Here is a 15,466-nt window from a genome sequence, read left to right on the forward strand (position 1 = left end):
CTCAGGTGCGTTCGACGGCGAGCGTCGGTTCGGTCTTGAACAGGTCGCCGATGGCGGACAGCAATAACTGTATGCATGCCAGGCCCGAGGCAATGGGAATGATCATGTAGGGGATGCCGCGAGGCATACCGAAGATCATGGTGACTTGATCAAAGCCACGGGATACGTAGTTGAGACTGTAGAAAAAGATAACACCAAAGAAAATCATGGCGATGATATCAAAACTGACGGCGAGGCATTTTTTCATTCGACTGGGGAAGCGATCGAACAGGACCAGCATGCCTACGTGTTGCCGCCTGCATATGCCGATCGACACCGAGAGCAGCGCTACCCATATCATCAGGTATCGTGCCAGCTCTTCGGTAAACGTGAAATTCCAAGGCAGGGCATACCTGGAAAGAATGCCTAGCCATACCACAAGAACCAGGGCGGTGAGAATCAAGACGCAAACTCTTTCAATCCAGGTGTCCAGCGTCTTGCTTGTTCTGTAAATGGCATCCGGTGATATCGCCATATCCTGTTACTCCAAGGCTAGACTGTTGTAGTTTTCGATGCGCTTGTCGAGCTATCTTCTCAGGCAATCTGTCATTAACTATTGTTGTTTTGTCATGTTGGGTTGTTCTTTGTTTATCCAGGCACGTCCTTCGTCAGCCAGGCATACGCATTCAGCTCATCCAGGTTGTCATGAAACGTTTCGATGCGCTTCAGCCTTTCCTGGCTGTAGGCAATGTTCTTCTGGAAGAGCTGCGTGCAAATCAAATTCAGGATGCTCATGGTGGCCGAGTAGCTGTCGAACAGGGACTGGGAGTTGACCTGACAGGTGAAGGTCCACGTCGCCTCCAGTCCGTGATCGGCATAGGGGTCGGTCAGCAACAGCGTGCTGGCCCCTTGAATGCGGGACATATCGAGCACCTGAGACACCATGGCCACCCGCCGCCGAAGCCCCACCACCACCACGACATCGTCATCACCGATGTCGACCAAGTCCTCGGCGAGTGTCTGCCCTGTGTTGGGTATCAGGCCGACACCCGGGCGTAAAATCTGCAGCTGGCGATGCAGGTAGCTGGCCAGCATGTAACTGTTGCGGAACCCGGCCACATGGACCTGCCTTGCGCCGGCAATAGCCTCGATGACCTCCCTGAGCTGATCGCTGCGTATCGCCTCTAGGGTTTGCATTAGGTTCTGGGTTTCCTGCGCCAGATGGTCGGCAATCGGCTGGCTCGGCATGGAGGGGCGTTCCTGCGGGGCCGCCGAGGAGAGGTAGACTGGCGAGCCCCAACGCTTCGCCTCGCGAGCCTGCTGTCTCGCTTCATTGAAATCTTTGTACCCGAGTCGCTGGAAGAAGCGCGAGGCGGCTGCACGTGACGTCCCGGCAGCCTCCGCCAGCTCCCCCGCACTGTAGGTAGCAATCTCTCCAGGGAAGCTAAGCAGCATGTCGCCCAGGCGTTTCTCCGCCTTGGGAAGGGCCTCGTAGTGGGCCCGGATGCGTGCTTCCAGTGTGTCGTCGTGTTTGCTCATAAGGTCACCCTGCCATGATCCGAAAGAAATGAAAATACTTTTCCATGCATTGACATAATGAAAATATGATTCCAGATTGAACCCCATCGGGCCACTCCCAGCTGCTGGGGAGACGGCGTGGCCGATACTGCTCTCCGCCATACTCAAGGACTGCCATGAAAACTCATATAAATCATGACTCTGTCGCACATTTTTCCAATCCTAGAGCGAGCAGAGGAGTGCCGATCGGCGACCGCCAGCGGGCCGTACTCAACCTGGACGCTATGCACAAGGCCCGAGATGAAATCCGTACCTGGCCGGGGTACGCGCCGACTCCTCTGGTTTCCCTGAAAGGGCTCGCTAAAGAGGCCAAGGTGGCCTCCATCACCTACAAGGATGAGGCTCATCGTTTTTCTTTGAACAGTTTCAAGGCACTGGGGGGCGCCTACGCAGTCCTGCAACTGCTCAAGTCCCACCTGCCTGAGGAGGTGTCCTCCTCGGACCTGATGGCGGGGCGTTACAAAGACATCGTGTCAGGCCTGACGGTGTGTTGCGCCACCGACGGCAACCATGGCCGGTCGGTCGCATGGGGCGCCCAGCAGTTCGGCGCCCGCTGCGTGATCTACCTGCACGCCACCGTTTCCCAGGGGCGTGAGGATGCGATTACTCGCTTCGGGGCCGAGGTGCGTCGAGTCGATGGCAATTACGACGACTCGGTTCGGCAGGCTGCACGGGATGCCGAGGCCAATGGCTGGTTCGTAGTCTCGGATACCTCCTACCCGGGCTATATGAAGGTGCCTCGCGACGTAATGCAGGGCTACACCATCATGATCGACGAAGCGGTACAGCAACTCCCGGAACCACCGACCCACTGCTTCGTTCAAGGCGGTGTAGGTGGGCTGGCGGCCGCTGCCCTGTCCCAACTCTGGGAAGCCTATGGCCCGGACCGTCCGCGTGTGGTCGTGGTCGAGCCTGACCGCGCCGCCTGCCTCTATGCCAGCGTGCGTGCCGGCAGTCCAACGGCAGTCGAGGGCGAACTGGATACGCTGATGGCCGGATTGGCCTGTGGCGAGGTCTCGTTGTTGGCCTGGGAAGTGCTCGACGAAGGCGTAGACGACTTCATGACGGTCTCCGACGATTCCGCGGTGGAGGCGATGCGGCTGTTGGCTAATGGCGCAGCCGGCGACGCACCGTTAGTGGCCGGGGAGAGTGCCGTAGCAGGTCTCGTCGGTCTACTGATCGCGCGCCAGCAGCCGGAGCTGAGTGCCGCTCTCGGCCTGGACGAAGCGAGTCGTGTGCTTGTCATCGGCAGTGAAGGGGCAACGGACGAAGCGGTATATCGTGAACTCGTCGGCCGCGGATCGGCCGAGGTGGAAAATGAGGCTCTAGAGCATGCGTGACACTCTTCGTATCAATGGCAAGCGGCTACTTGAGCGACTTCAGTCACTGGGGGAAATCGGTGCACTGCAAGGTGGTGGCGTCTGCCGCCTGGCCTTGAGTGAGGAAGATCGCCAGGGCCGAGAGCGAGTCATCGGCTGGATGCGTGAGCTCGGCCTGCAGGTCACCACCGATGCCATGGGCAATGTCTTCGGCCTGCGCCCCGGTCAGGAGAAGGGCCCCCCTGTGATGACGGGCTCTCATATCGATACCGTCCGCACTGGTGGTCTCTATGATGGGAACTTGGGGGTCTTGGGAGGGCTGGAGGTTGTCGAGACCCTCAATGACGCGGGCATCACGACGCGCCGCCCCCTATGTGTCGCGTTCTTCACCAACGAGGAAGGGGCACGTTTCGCTCCGGACATGATGGGTAGCTTGGTCTATGTAGGCGGCATGCCCCTGGAAGAAGCACTAGCGACCAAAGGGATCGACGGCGAAAAGGTCGGTGATTGCCTGGATGCCATTGAGGCACGGGGAAGCATGTCGGTGGGAAATCCCGAGGTGCACGCCTTCGTTGAGCTGCATATCGAACAGGGACCGGTGCTTGAAGAGTCCGGCATCACGATTGGTGCCGTGGAGAAAGTTCAGGGTATCTCCTGGACAGAACTAACCTTCACCGGCACATCGAATCATGCCGGCACCACTCCCATGCGCCTGCGGCATGACGCAGGCTATGCAGCGATGGCCACGGCTACCTTCGTACGCGACTTGGTAAACCGGATCGGGGGGGATCAAGTCGGTACGGTCGGCTATTTGGATATCGCGCCGAATCTAGTCAATGTCGTGGCTAACCATTCTCGCTTCACGGTCGATCTACGCAATACCGACAACGAACGATTGAAGCAGGCCGAGCAGGAGCTGGCTGACTTTGTAAACCAGCTGGCTGACCGAGAGGGCATCGAGTTCGAGCGACGCACCTTGGCTCGCTTCGACCCCGTTCCATTCGATCTCGCTATGGTCGACCGGGTGGAATCCGCTGCCAAGGCGCTAGGGCATTCCGTCATGCGCATGCCCAGCGGCGCTGGCCATGATGCTCAGATGCTCGCCCGGATCTGTCCGACCAGCATGATCTTCGTGCCCAGCGCCGACGGGATCAGTCACAACATCAACGAGCATACCGAACCCGCTGATCTGGAGGCAGGCGTCAATGTCCTGCTTCAGGTGATGCTGGATCTCAGCGAGTGAGCCCAAGGATATACGCATGAGTCGAAAACTGATGGTAGGGGCCGCTCAGCTCGGCCCCATCGAGAGGACAGAGTCCCGTTCCCAGGCCGTGGCTAGGATGGTTGACCTGATGCACCAGGCCAAGGCCCGCGGGGTCCAGCTGGTGGTGTTCCCGGAACTGGCGCTGACCACATTCTTCCCGCGCTGGTACTTCGAAGATCAGGCCGAGGTTGACGCCTTCTTCGAACGAGAACTCCCCGGCCCTGAGACGCAGCCATTGTTCGATGCTGCCCGAGAATTAGATATCGGCTTTTATTTAGGCTATGGGGAACTGGCGCAAGAAGATGGCAAGACACGCCACTTCAACACCTCCATCCTAGTCGATGGATCGGGCCGCATCGTTGGTAAGTACCGCAAGGTACATCTTCCCGGACATGCCGAGCATGAGCCCTGGCGGCCTTTTCAGCATCTCGAAAAGCGGTATTTCGAGCCGGGTAATCAAGGTTTCGGTGCCTGGCAAGCCTTCGGGGGAACCATGGGCATGGCGCTGTGCAACGACCGGCGCTGGCCCGAGACTTATCGGATGTTGGCCCTGCAGGGGGTCGAGCTGATGATGCTCGGCTATAACACGCCGATCCACTACCCGCCTGTGCCAGAGCATGACCACCTGCAAGGCTTCCACAACCACCTCTGCATGCAGGCAGGTGCCTACCAGAATGGCATGTGGGTGGTCGGGGTGGCCAAGGCAGGCAAGGAGGAAGGCTGTGACCTGTTGGGTCAGAGCTGCATCATCGGCCCAACCGGTGAAATCATGGCCATGGCCAGCACCATGGAAGATGAATTGATCACCTATGAGTGCGACCTAGACCGGACTCGTGAAATTCGTGAAAACATCTTCAACTTCTCACTTCACCGGCGACCCGAGGTCTACGATCTGATAACTAAAGCATGATCAAAACTTGTGAAAGGCAGCCCGGCTTAGTGCCGGGCTAAGACGGTATAACAAGAAGAATAAACCAGCATACCAGCTTATTGACCACTGTTTAAAGGCTAGCTGTTTAGCCCCGGAGTTTAATGGTCCATGGTACGAACCATTGTCCGAGGAGGATCCACGGCTCAAGTACTTCATCAACGCGCCAAGACCACGCACGCCATCCGAGAAGACATACAGCGATCGTCCGCTTCGGTCGCGGAGTTGAGTCGGCGTTACAATCTCAACCCCAAAACAGTCCGCAAATGGCGTCGTCGCACGTCCGTTCAAGATGAGCGCATGGGGCCTAAACAGCCGAGCTCCACGTCGCTGTCAGACCTTGAGGAAGCCGCCGCTGTGACTTTCCGGCGCACCACCTGGCTTCCCTTGGATGACTGCCTTTTCGCGTTGCAGCGTTTCATCCCTCATCTGACGCGTTCAAGCTTGCATCGGCTGTATAAACGCCACGACATCAGCCAACTGCCGCGTCAACTGGATGGAAAGCCGAACACATCGTCCTTCAATCGTTACCCGATCGGTTACCTACACATAGATATCTGTGAGGTCCGCACCGGAGAAGGCAAGGCATACCTATTCGTGGCCGTTGATCGAACCTCGAAGTTCGTTCATGCCCAGCTGTATCGTAAGGCACAACGGGAGCAGGCGGCTGAGTTTCTCGAAGACACCCTCCAGCAGCTGCCGTACCGGATTCATACCGTACTGACGGATAACGGCGCACAATTCGCCAAGCGCCTCGGGACAGAAGCCTACAAGCCACACCGGTTCGATGTGATATGCCATCGACATGACATTGAGCACCGTCTGACACGGCCGTTCCATCCTTGGACCAACGGGCAGGTCGAGCGGATGAACCGCACGATCAAGGAAGCGACGATTCGAAGCTTTCATTACGCGACCTTGGAGGAGCTAAGCGCTCACCTGAAAGACTACCTGTGGGCCTATAACAGCGCTCGTCCATTAAGAGCGCTGAAGGGCAAAACGCCCGTTGGTTTCATTCTTGAACGCTGGCAGGATGAGCCCGAAAGATTTCATAAAGACCCTGTCCACTACTTCCCGGGACCATACAGGTCGTAGGTATCGCGGAGGTCATGGGGAATGACGATTCCGGAATACCAGTTGGTGCGGTGACGACTGCGCGCCAGGTAGGTTCCGTAGGGCATATCAGATCTCGAAAGTGGATCACCGAAGTGTCACACCCTAGGATCTGATCTAGGCCCCTAACCCCTTGAACCCGCATGGTTTCTAGGTTCACAGAGAGGCTGGTACCGGCGGTCGGACTCGAACCGACAAGAGGTTTCCCCCGGCGGATTTTGAATCCGCTGCGTCTACCAATTCCGCCACGCCGGCAACGCGCATGGCATTATACGTGGGCGCCGGGGGAGGTCAATCGGCCGGCTGACTTCGCCGCGTCGAGACGGTATCCTATCGGGCTTTGTGCGGCTCACCGCGAGCCGCCCACGACGCCCCTCTTCCGGACCGAAACGTCTCATGCAGCGTGCCGACTTCCACTACGAGCTCCCCGAGGCGCTGATCGCGCGCTACCCCTCCGAACAGCGCAGCGACTGCCGCCTGCTGTGCGTCGATGGCGCGAGCGGCAGGCTTGCGCACCGCCGCTTCCCCGACCTGGTCGAGCTGCTCGAGCCAGGAGACCTGCTGGTCTTCAACGACACCCGGGTGATTCCCGCCCGCCTGCACGGCCACAAGGCCAGCGGCGGCAAGGTGGAGATGCTGCTCGAGCGTCCGCTGGACGCCCACCGGGGCCTGGCGCACCTGCGCTCGAGCAAGTCGCCGAAGCCCGGCACCGAGATCGTCTTCGAGGGCGACATCCGCGCCGTGGTCGAGGGGCGCCGGGACGCGCTCTACGAGCTGCGCTTCCTCGGCGAGACGCCGCTGATCACGCTGCTCGAGGCCCACGGCCACATGCCGCTGCCGCCCTACATCACCCGCGAGGACGAGCTGGCCGACCGCGAGCGCTACCAGACCGTCTACGCGCGCCGCGACGGCGCGGTGGCCGCCCCCACCGCCGGGCTGCACTTCGACGAGCCGCTGCTCGAGGCCCTGGCCGCGAAGGGCGTGGAGAGCGCCTACGTCACCCTGCACGTCGGCGCCGGCACCTTCCAGCCGGTGCGCGCCGACGACATCCGCGAGCACCAGATGCACAGCGAGTGGATCGAGGTGGACGAGACCGCCTGCGAGCAGGTGCGCCGCGCCCGCGCTGCGGGCCGCCGGGTGATCGCGGTGGGCACCACCAGCGTGCGCTGCCTGGAATCGGCGTGCCTGAAGAGCGGCGCTGATCGTCAACAGGGAGGCGAGATCGCCCCCTACCGCGGCGAGACCGATATCTTCATCTACCCCGGCTACGAGTGGCGGGTGGTCGACGCCCTGGTGACCAATTTCCACCTGCCGGAGTCGACCCTGCTGATGCTGGTCTCGTCCTTCGCGGGCTACGACACGACAATGGCGGCCTATCGAGAGGCGGTGGCCGAGCGCTACGCCTTCTTCAGCTACGGCGACGCAATGTTCCTGGAGCGCGCGCGCTGAACCGCCCGCGCCCTTTCGACAACCTCCTTCGGGGGCCCTGACACCCGGGCCCCGGCCGCCGTCGGCGCAGGGCCCCTTCGAGGCACAGCGAGATATCCATGCGTAAAGAAAGCTTCATGACCTTCGAGCGCCTGGCCAGCGACGGCCGGGCCCGGCGCGGCCGCTTGAGTTTCCCCCGGGGCACCGTGGAGACCCCGGCCTTCATGCCGGTAGGCACCTACGGCACCGTCAAGGGCATGACGCCCGAGTCGGTCAAGGAGATCGGCGCCGAGATCATCCTTGGCAACACCTTCCACCTCTGGCTGCGCCCCGGCACCGAGGTGATCGAGGGCCACGGCGACCTCCACGACTTCGCCCAGTGGGACAAGCCGATCCTCACCGACTCCGGCGGCTTTCAGGTCTTCTCGCTGGGCGCCATGCGCAAGATCACCGAGCAGGGGGTACACTTCCGCTCGCCGGTGGACGGCGCCAAGGTCTTCATGGGCCCCGAGGAGTCGATGGCCGTGCAGCGCTCGCTGGGCTCGGACATCGTCATGATCTTCGACGAGTGCACCCCCTACCCGGCCACCATGGACGAGGCCAGGAAGTCGATGGAGATGTCGCTGCGCTGGGCGCAGCGCTCCCGCGACGCCCACGGCGACTCGCCCTCGGCGCTGTTCGGCATCATCCAGGGCGGCATGTACCCCAAGCTGCGCGAGGCCTCGCTCGAGGGTCTCGAGAAGATCGGCTTCGACGGCTACGCCATCGGCGGCCTCTCGGTGGGCGAGCCCAAGGAGGAGATGATCAAGGTGCTCGACTACCTGCCCGAATGGATGCCGGCCGACAAGCCGCGTTACCTGATGGGCGTCGGAAAGCCCGAGGACCTGGTGGAGGGCGTGCGCCGCGGCGTCGACATGTTCGACTGCGTGATGCCGACCCGCAACGCGCGCAACGGCCACCTCTTCACCGCCGAGGGCACGGTCAAGATCCGCAACGCCAAGCACCGCCACGACACTCGACCGCTTGAGGAGGGCTGCGACTGCTACACCTGCCAGCACTTCTCGCGCAGCTATCTCCACCACCTCGATCGCTGCGGCGAAATGCTCGGCTCGATGCTCAATACCATCCACAACCTGCGCCACTATCAGCGCCTGATGGCCGGTTTGCGCGGTGCCATCGAAGCGGGTACATTGGCGAACTTCGTGGAAGGCTTCTATACGCAGCGCGGCCTGCCGGTTCCTCCCGCACCGAATTGACCCGTGTCCGGCCCGCCGGGCCGGACATCGACACCCGCTTTCATCCCCCAGGAGATCGTCATACATGCTGGACTTCTTCATTTCCCCGGCCATGGCCCAGGACGCGGCCGCCCCCGGTGGCGGTATCGCCCAGATCGTCATGCTGGTCGGCTTCGTGGCCATCTTCTACTTCCTGCTGTGGCGCCCCCAGGCCAAGCGCGCCAAGCAGCACAAGCAGCTGATCAGCAACCTCTCCAAGGGTGACGAGATCGTCATCGGCGGCGGCATGCTGGGCCGCATCACCAAGGTGAGCGACGACAGCGAGTTCCTGAGCATGGAAATCGCCGAGGGCACCGAGGTCAACGTGCAGAAGAATGCCGTGGCCGCCGTCCTGCCCAAGGGCACCATCAAGTCCATCTGACCCGGGCGCCCTTCGTCCCCGTCGCCGGCCAGCCTCGGCCGCGGCGGGGACCGCCCTGCGGCCGGTGCGGCAGGAGCCGCGCGACCGGCTCCCTCCTCCATTGCCCGCCTGGTCCGCCTTGTCAGCCTCCAACGTCCGTAACCTGAGGACAGGGCCCCATGCTCAACCGTTACCCCCTGTGGAAGTATCTGCTGATACTCATCGTCCTCCTCGCCGGCCTGATCTACTCCCTCCCCAACCTCTTTCCCGAGGATCCGGCAGTCCAGATCAGCAGCGAACGGGGCGACACCACCCTCGATGAGCGCCAGCTCGAGCGCATCCGTGACGACCTCGACGCGGCCGGCATCGAGATCCTCGAGGCCGAGCGCGACGCCAACCGCGTGCTGATCCGCCTCGACAACGCCGACGACCAGATCCAGGCCCGCGACCGCATCGCCGAGATGCTCGGCAGCGACTACGTGGTGGCGCTGAACCTGGCCGAATCGACCCCCGAATGGCTGCAGTCGCTCTCCGCCTCGCCCATGACCCTGGGCCTCGACCTGCGCGGCGGCGTGCACTTCCTGCTCGAGGTCGACATGGACGCCGCCCTGGAGCAGCGCCTCGAGGTCAACGCCAGCGCCATGCGCGAGCAGCTGCGCGAGGAGCGGATCCGCTACCGCGACACCCAGATCGACGGCCGCACCGTCTCCATGGCCTTCGCCAACGCCGAGGATCGTGACGAGGCGCGCAGCCTGTTCAGCCGCGAGTTTCCCGAGTTCACCTACCAGAGCGAGGGCGATGATCGCGGCGCGCGGCTGGTGATGACCATGACCGACCAGGCCGTGGACGAGCTCCAGGACTACGCCATCAACCAGAACCTCACCACCCTGCGCAACCGGGTGAACGAGCTGGGCGTGGCCGAGCCGCTGGTGCAGCGCCAGGGGCCGGACCGCATCGTGGTGGAGCTGCCCGGCGTGCAGGATACCGTGGCCGCCAAGCGCATCGTCGGTGCCACCGCCAACCTCGAGTTCCGCCTCGAGGCGCGCCCGGACACCCCGGAGAGCGAGACCGAGTCCTTCGACTTCCGCAACGCCGAGGGGCGCCGCGCCGACCTGATGCGCGATGTCATCATCACCGGCGACAGCGTCTCCAACGCCAACCACAGCTTCGACGAGAACGGCCGCCCGCAGGTCAACATCGACCTCGACGGCACCGGCGGCACGCTGATGAACCGCGCCACCCGTACCAACATCGGCCGCAACATGGCGGTGCTGTTCATCGAGCACAAGACCCGCGAGACCACCCGCATGGTCGACGGCGAGGAGGTGGTCGAGCGCACCCCCTACACCGAGCGCGGCATCATCAGCCTGGCCACCATCCAGAGCGCGCTGGGCAACAGCTTCCGCATCACCGGGCTCGACTCGCCCACCGAGGCGGCGGAGCTCGCCCTGCTGCTGCGCTCGGGCTCGCTCGCCGCGCCGATCTACTTCGCCCAGGAGCGCACCATCGGGCCGAGCCTCGGCGCCGAGAACATCGAGCGCGGCGTGCTCTCGGTGCAGATCGGCCTGCTGCTGGTGGTGCTCTTCATGCTGGCGCGCTACAAGGTCTTCGGGGTCTTCGCCAACGTCGCCCTGGCGCTCAATCTGACCCTGCTGGTGGCCGCCATGTCGCTGCTCGGGGCCACCCTGACGCTGCCCGGCATCGCCGGCATCGTGCTGACCCTGGGCATGGCGGTGGATGCCAACGTGCTGATCTTCGAGCGCATCCGCGAGGAGCTGCGCGGCGGGCTCTCGGTGCAGCAGGCGATCCACGCCGGCTACGAGCGCGCCTTCACCTCGATCGTCGACGCCAACATCACCACCCTGCTGGTGGCGCTGATCTTGTTCTCGATCGGCACCGGGCCGGTCAAGGGCTTCGCCGTGACGCTCTCGCTGGGCATCCTGACCTCGCTGTTCACCGCCCTGATGGTGACCCGTGCCATGGTCAACCTGTGCTACGGCGGCAAGCCCATCAAGACGCTCTGGATTTAAGAGGTGCCTATGAAATCCCTGACCCAACGACAGTTCGACTTCATGGGCAAGCGCCGGGGCGCCTTCGCGCTCTCGGTGGCGATGCTGCTGGCCTCGGTGGTCGCGATGGTGGCCATGGGCCTCAACCTGGGCCTCGACTTCACCGGCGGCACTCTGGTCGAGGTGCGCTTCGCCTCCGCACCGGCCCTGGAAACGGTGCGCCAGACCCTGGAGGCCACCGGCTTTCAGGACGTCTCGGTGCAGACCTTCGGCGCCTCCACCGAGGTGCTGATCCGCCTCCAGCAGGCCTTCGAGGCCGGCGTCGGCGACCAGATCGTCGCGCTGCTGCAGGAGGCCGGCCACGACGTCTCGCTGGTGCGCGCCGAGTTCGTCGGGGCCCAGGTGGGCGACCAGCTGCGCGACCAGAGCGGCATGGGCATGCTGGTGGCGCTGGGCATCGTGATGCTCTACGTCGCGGCGCGCTTCCAGTACAAGTTCGCCGTGGGCGCCCTGCTGGCGCTGATGCATGACGTGATCATCGTGGTCGGCGCCTTCGCGCTGTTCGGCTTCGAGTTCGATCTCACGGTGCTGGCGGCGGTGCTCGCCGTGATCGGCTACTCGCTCAACGACACCATCGTGGTCTACGACCGCATCCGCGAGAACATCCGCAAGTCGCGCATCGACGACATGCCGGCGATCTTCAACGAGTCCATCAACCAGACCCTGTCGCGCACCCTGGCGACCTCCGGCACCACCCTGCTGGTGCTGCTGGCGCTGGTGACCCTGGGCGGGGACATGATCCACAACTTCGCGGTGGCGCTGATCATCGGCGTGGTGGTGGGCACCTTCTCGTCGATCTACGTCTCCGCGGCCCTGCTGCTGCCGCTGAAGCTCAGCCGCGAGGATCTGATCCCGACCAAGAAGGAAGACCCGGAGGCCGAGGAGCTGCCCTGACGGCCGGCCGCCTCGCGCCCACCAAAAAGCCACCCCTCGGGGTGGCTTTTTTCGTGGCGGCGCCCCGGGAAGAGCGGGCCGGGACGAGACTCAGGCCTCGGCCGTCTCCCGGGCGCGGCGCACGGCCGCGGAGAGTTCACGGGTCAGCGCGAGCACGCCGCGGGCGGCCTCGGCGGGGCTCTCGGCCTCGGCCACGGTGTCGGTCAGCGCCGAGCCGACCACCACCGCGTCGGCGAAGCGGGCGATGCGCCCGGCCTGCTCGGGGGTGCGGATGCCGAAGCCGACGCCGATCGGCAGCGCGGTGTGCGCGCGGATGGCCTCGACCTCCTGGGCCACGCGCTCGGCGGACGGCGCGGCGGCGCCGGTCACGCCGGTGCTGGAGACGTAGTAGAGGAAGCCCGAGGTGTTCTCGAGCACCAGCGGCAGGCGCTCGGCATCGGTGGTCGGGGTCGCCAGGCGGATGAAGTCGAGGCCGTGGGCCTGGGCCGGCAGGCACAGCTCGGCGTCGTGCTCCGGCGGCAGGTCGACCACGATCAGCCCGTCGACGCCGGCCTCGGCGGCCTCACTGAGGAAGGCCTCGACGCCCCGGCAGTAGATCGGGTTGTAGTAGCCCATCAGCACCACCGGGGTGGCGTCGTCGCGCTCGCGCAGGGCGCGCACCATGTCGAGCGTCCTGGCCATGGTCTGCCCGCCCTCCAGGGCGCGCAGCGTGGAGGCCTGGATGGAGGGGCCGTCCGCCATCGGGTCGGTGAAAGGCATGCCCAGTTCGATCACGTCGGCGCCCGCCTCGGGCAGCGCCAGCAGGGTCTCGAGGCTGGTGGCGTAGTCGGGATCGCCGGCGCTGATGAAGGTGACGAGGCCGGCACGGTCGGCTGTCTTGAGCTCGTCGAAGCGGCGCGCGATGCGGTCGTGGCGTGGGGTCATCTTCGCTCTCCTCATTCTGCCGGGGCGTCGGCGGCCAGTTCGTCGGCCAGGCGTTCGGTGACGGTGGTCATGTCCTTGTCGCCGCGCCCGCTCAGGTTCAGCACCATGACGTGGTCCTCGGGCAGCGTCGGCGCCAGCTTGATCGCGTGGGCGATGGCGTGGGACGACTCCAGCGCCGGGATGATGCCTTCCAGGCGGCACAGGGTCTTGAAGGCGTCGAGCGCCTCGTCGTCGGTCACGGCAACGTACTCGGCGCGGCCGACCTCATGCAGCCAGGCGTGCTCGGGGCCGATGCCCGGGTAGTCCAGGCCCGCCGAGATCGAGTGCGCGTCGGTGATCTGGCCCTCGGCGGACTGCAGCAGGAAGGTGCGGTTGCCGTGCAGCACGCCGGGGCTGCCGCCCTGCAGGCTGGCCGCGTGCTTGCCGGTCTCCAGGCCCTCGCCGGCGGCTTCCACGCCGATCAGGCGCACGTCCTCGTCCTCGAGGAAGGGATGGAACAGGCCCATGGCGTTGGAGCCGCCGCCGATGCAGGCCACCAGCGAATCGGGCAGCCGGCCCTCCTTCTCGGCCAGCTGCTCGCGCGCCTCCTGGCCGATCACGGACTGGAAGTCGCGCACCATGGCCGGATACGGGTGCGGGCCGGCCACGGTGCCGATGATGTAGAAGGTGTCCGCGACGTTGGTCACCCAGTCGCGCAGGGCGTCGTTCATCGCATCCTTCAGGGTGCCGGTGCCGCTGGTCACCGGGATCACCCTGGCGCCCAAGAGCTTCATGCGCTGCACGTTGGGCTGCTGGCGGTCGATGTCGGTGCTGCCCATGTAGATGATGCATTCCATGCCGAAGCGGGCCGCCACGGTGGCGGTGGCCACGCCGTGCATGCCGGCGCCGGTCTCGGCGATGATGCGCTGCTTGCCCATGCGCCGGGCCAGCAGCACCTGGCCGATGCAGTTGTTGATCTTGTGCGCGCCGGTATGCATCAGGTCCTCGCGCTTGAGATAGATCCGCGCGCCGCCGAGCGCCTCGGTCAGCCGCTCGGCGAGGTAGAGCGGGCTCTCGCGACCGATGTAGTCGCGGCGAAGTGCGTCCAGCTCGGCGTTAAACGCGGGATCCTGCCTGGCCGACGCGTAGGCTTCCTGCAGCTCGAGGATCAGCGGCATCAGGGTTTCGGCGACGAAGCGGCCACCGAAGCGGCCGAAGAAGCCATCGGCATCGGGGGCGAATTCGGCGGTGGGGTGCGGCAGACCCATGGTGACGACTCCTGACGGTCAGTGGGGAATGGCCACCACGATATATCGCGCCGCCCCCTGTGATAAGCGATCATTGCTCGCTAATCTGTGAGAAAAGCTGACATGTCAGGAGCCCGCCTTGAGTGATCGACTGCCCTCGCTGAATGCCCTGCGCGCCTTCGACGAGACGGCCCGCACGCTGAGCGTCACCCGCGCCGCCGAGGCGCTCCACGTCACCCACGGGGCGGTCAGTCGCCAGCTCAAGCAGCTCGAGGAACAGCTCGGCGTGACGCTGTTCCGGCGCCAGGGCCGCGGCCTGGCGCTGACCCAGGAGGGCGAGCTCTTGCGTGCCTCGACCTCACAGGCCTTCGAGCGACTCGGCCAGGCCTGCACCCAGCTGCGCCGGCGCGCCTCACAGGCGCCGCTGGTGCTCGGCTGCCCGGGCAGCTTCCTGGCCCGCTGGTTCATCCCCCGGCTGGATCGGCTGAAGGCCCAGTGCCCGGAGCTGAACCTGCACCTGACCGCCGATGAGGAGGTGGCCGGCCGGCTCGGCACCGAGGTGGACGCCGTGCTGCGCTTCGCCGAGCCGCCCTGGCCCGATGACGTGCGGGTGATCGAGCTGGCGCCGGAGCGCATGGGGCCGGTACTGGCGCCGGACAGGCTCGATATCCCCGACCCCGCCGCCGCCGACCTGACGAGACTGCCCATGCTGCATACCCAGTCGCGGCCCCAGGCCTGGTCGCAGTGGTTCGCGGCCAAGGGGCTGGACTCCGCGACGATGCGCCACGACCAGGCCTTCGAGCACCTCCACTACATGCTCGAGGCGGCGCTGGTGGGCCTGGGGGTGGCCATCGCGCCCTCCTACCTGGTGGAGGAGGACCTGCGCACCGGGCGACTGGTCGCGCCCTGGGGCTTCATCGAGACCCCCGCCCGGCTCGGGCTGTGGCTGCCGTCGGGCGCCCCGCGGCGCGACATCGCGCGGCTCGCCGAGTGGCTGAAGCGGGAACTCGGGCGCTCCCCGACCTGACGCCTCGACACCACCAAAGCGACCGGGAACGCCATGCCGGCTTGCCCTTCCCACGACGCAAGACGCCCCCACGGCGGGGCCG

At 64.6% G+C, this 15,466-nt stretch carries 14 protein-coding genes and 1 tRNA gene; 10 read left to right on the plus strand and 5 right to left on the minus strand.

The genetic code is table 11. From position 1 onward, the window contains the following. Position 1 precedes the first annotated feature (1 nt). Positions 2 to 514: a TRAP transporter small permease gene (locus FIU83_RS15035; RefSeq protein ID WP_152484796.1), complete on the minus strand. Its 513-nt coding sequence runs from the start codon at positions 512 to 514 to the stop codon at positions 2 to 4. Positions 515 to 627: 113 nt separating this feature from the next. Next, complete coding sequence (locus FIU83_RS15040) at positions 628 to 1,605, minus strand: MurR/RpiR family transcriptional regulator (protein WP_172976101.1); 978 nt, start codon at positions 1,603 to 1,605, stop codon at positions 628 to 630. Positions 1,606 to 1,736: 131 nt separating this feature from the next. Between FIU83_RS15040 and FIU83_RS15045 the strand changes: the two genes are divergently transcribed. From FIU83_RS15045 to FIU83_RS15060, 4 genes are all read left to right on the plus strand, one after another. Further along, a complete protein-coding gene (locus tag FIU83_RS15045; protein WP_253939496.1) occupies positions 1,737 to 2,897 on the plus strand; it encodes a diaminopropionate ammonia-lyase in 1,161 nt (386 codons plus the stop codon). Next, a complete protein-coding gene (locus FIU83_RS15050) occupies positions 2,890 to 4,119 on the plus strand; it encodes a Zn-dependent hydrolase (protein ID WP_152484799.1) in 1,230 nt (409 codons plus the stop codon). The genes FIU83_RS15045 and FIU83_RS15050 overlap by 8 nt, the downstream gene beginning before the upstream one ends. A gap of 16 nt (positions 4,120 to 4,135) precedes the next feature. Next, on the plus strand, positions 4,136 to 5,050 hold the full coding sequence (locus FIU83_RS15055) for an N-carbamoyl-D-amino-acid hydrolase (RefSeq protein WP_152484800.1): 915 nt from the start codon (positions 4,136 to 4,138) through the stop codon (positions 5,048 to 5,050). A 129-nt stretch (positions 5,051 to 5,179) separates the two neighbouring features. Then, positions 5,180 to 6,163 carry an IS481 family transposase gene (locus tag FIU83_RS15060; protein ID WP_152484801.1) on the plus strand — a complete coding sequence of 328 codons (984 nt, stop codon included), beginning with the start codon at positions 5,180 to 5,182 and terminating at the stop codon, positions 6,161 to 6,163. Between the two features lie 186 nt (positions 6,164 to 6,349). Here FIU83_RS15060 and FIU83_RS15065 read toward each other — a convergent pair. Continuing rightward, positions 6,350 to 6,436, minus strand: a tRNA-Leu gene (locus FIU83_RS15065). A gap of 141 nt (positions 6,437 to 6,577) precedes the next feature. On the opposite strand from FIU83_RS15065, the gene queA reads away from it, so the two are divergent. The 5 genes from queA to secF all read left to right on the plus strand — a co-directional run bounded on the left by queA (position 6,578) and on the right by secF (position 12,207). Next, entirely contained in the window at positions 6,578 to 7,630 is a 1,053-nt protein-coding gene (gene queA, locus FIU83_RS15070) for a tRNA preQ1(34) S-adenosylmethionine ribosyltransferase-isomerase QueA (RefSeq protein WP_152484802.1), read from the plus strand. Positions 7,631 to 7,746: 116 nt separating this feature from the next. Next, positions 7,747 to 8,865: a tRNA guanosine(34) transglycosylase Tgt gene (gene tgt, locus FIU83_RS15075; protein WP_172976128.1), complete on the plus strand. Its 1,119-nt coding sequence runs from the start codon at positions 7,747 to 7,749 to the stop codon at positions 8,863 to 8,865. A gap of 64 nt (positions 8,866 to 8,929) precedes the next feature. Then, a complete protein-coding gene (gene yajC / locus FIU83_RS15080; protein WP_152484804.1) occupies positions 8,930 to 9,265 on the plus strand; it encodes a preprotein translocase subunit YajC in 336 nt (111 codons plus the stop codon). A gap of 158 nt (positions 9,266 to 9,423) precedes the next feature. Continuing rightward, the gene (secD, locus tag FIU83_RS15085) at positions 9,424 to 11,274 is read left to right on the plus strand and encodes a protein translocase subunit SecD (protein WP_152484805.1); all 1,851 of its coding nucleotides are present in this window, start codon (positions 9,424 to 9,426) and stop codon (positions 11,272 to 11,274) included. A 9-nt stretch (positions 11,275 to 11,283) separates the two neighbouring features. Further along, positions 11,284 to 12,207 carry a protein translocase subunit SecF gene (secF, locus tag FIU83_RS15090; protein ID WP_152484806.1) on the plus strand — a complete coding sequence of 308 codons (924 nt, stop codon included), beginning with the start codon at positions 11,284 to 11,286 and terminating at the stop codon, positions 12,205 to 12,207. Positions 12,208 to 12,297: 90 nt separating this feature from the next. Here secF and trpA read toward each other — a convergent pair whose 3' ends face one another. Both trpA and trpB read right to left on the minus strand, forming a co-directional pair. Continuing rightward, positions 12,298 to 13,131: a tryptophan synthase subunit alpha gene (trpA, locus tag FIU83_RS15095; RefSeq protein WP_152484807.1), complete on the minus strand. Its 834-nt coding sequence runs from the start codon at positions 13,129 to 13,131 to the stop codon at positions 12,298 to 12,300. 11 nt (positions 13,132 to 13,142) lie between these two features. Continuing rightward, positions 13,143 to 14,378, minus strand: a complete 1,236-nt coding sequence (trpB, locus tag FIU83_RS15100) for a tryptophan synthase subunit beta (protein ID WP_152484808.1) — start codon at positions 14,376 to 14,378, stop codon at positions 13,143 to 13,145. Between the two features lie 118 nt (positions 14,379 to 14,496). On the opposite strand from trpB, the gene FIU83_RS15105 reads away from it, so the two are divergent. Beyond that, positions 14,497 to 15,384, plus strand: a complete 888-nt coding sequence (locus FIU83_RS15105; protein ID WP_152484809.1) for a LysR family transcriptional regulator — start codon at positions 14,497 to 14,499, stop codon at positions 15,382 to 15,384. Positions 15,385 to 15,466: the final 82 nt, after the last annotated feature.

The organism is Halomonas sp. THAF5a, assembly GCF_009363755.1.
GTDB lineage: Bacteria > Pseudomonadota > Gammaproteobacteria > Pseudomonadales > Halomonadaceae > Halomonas.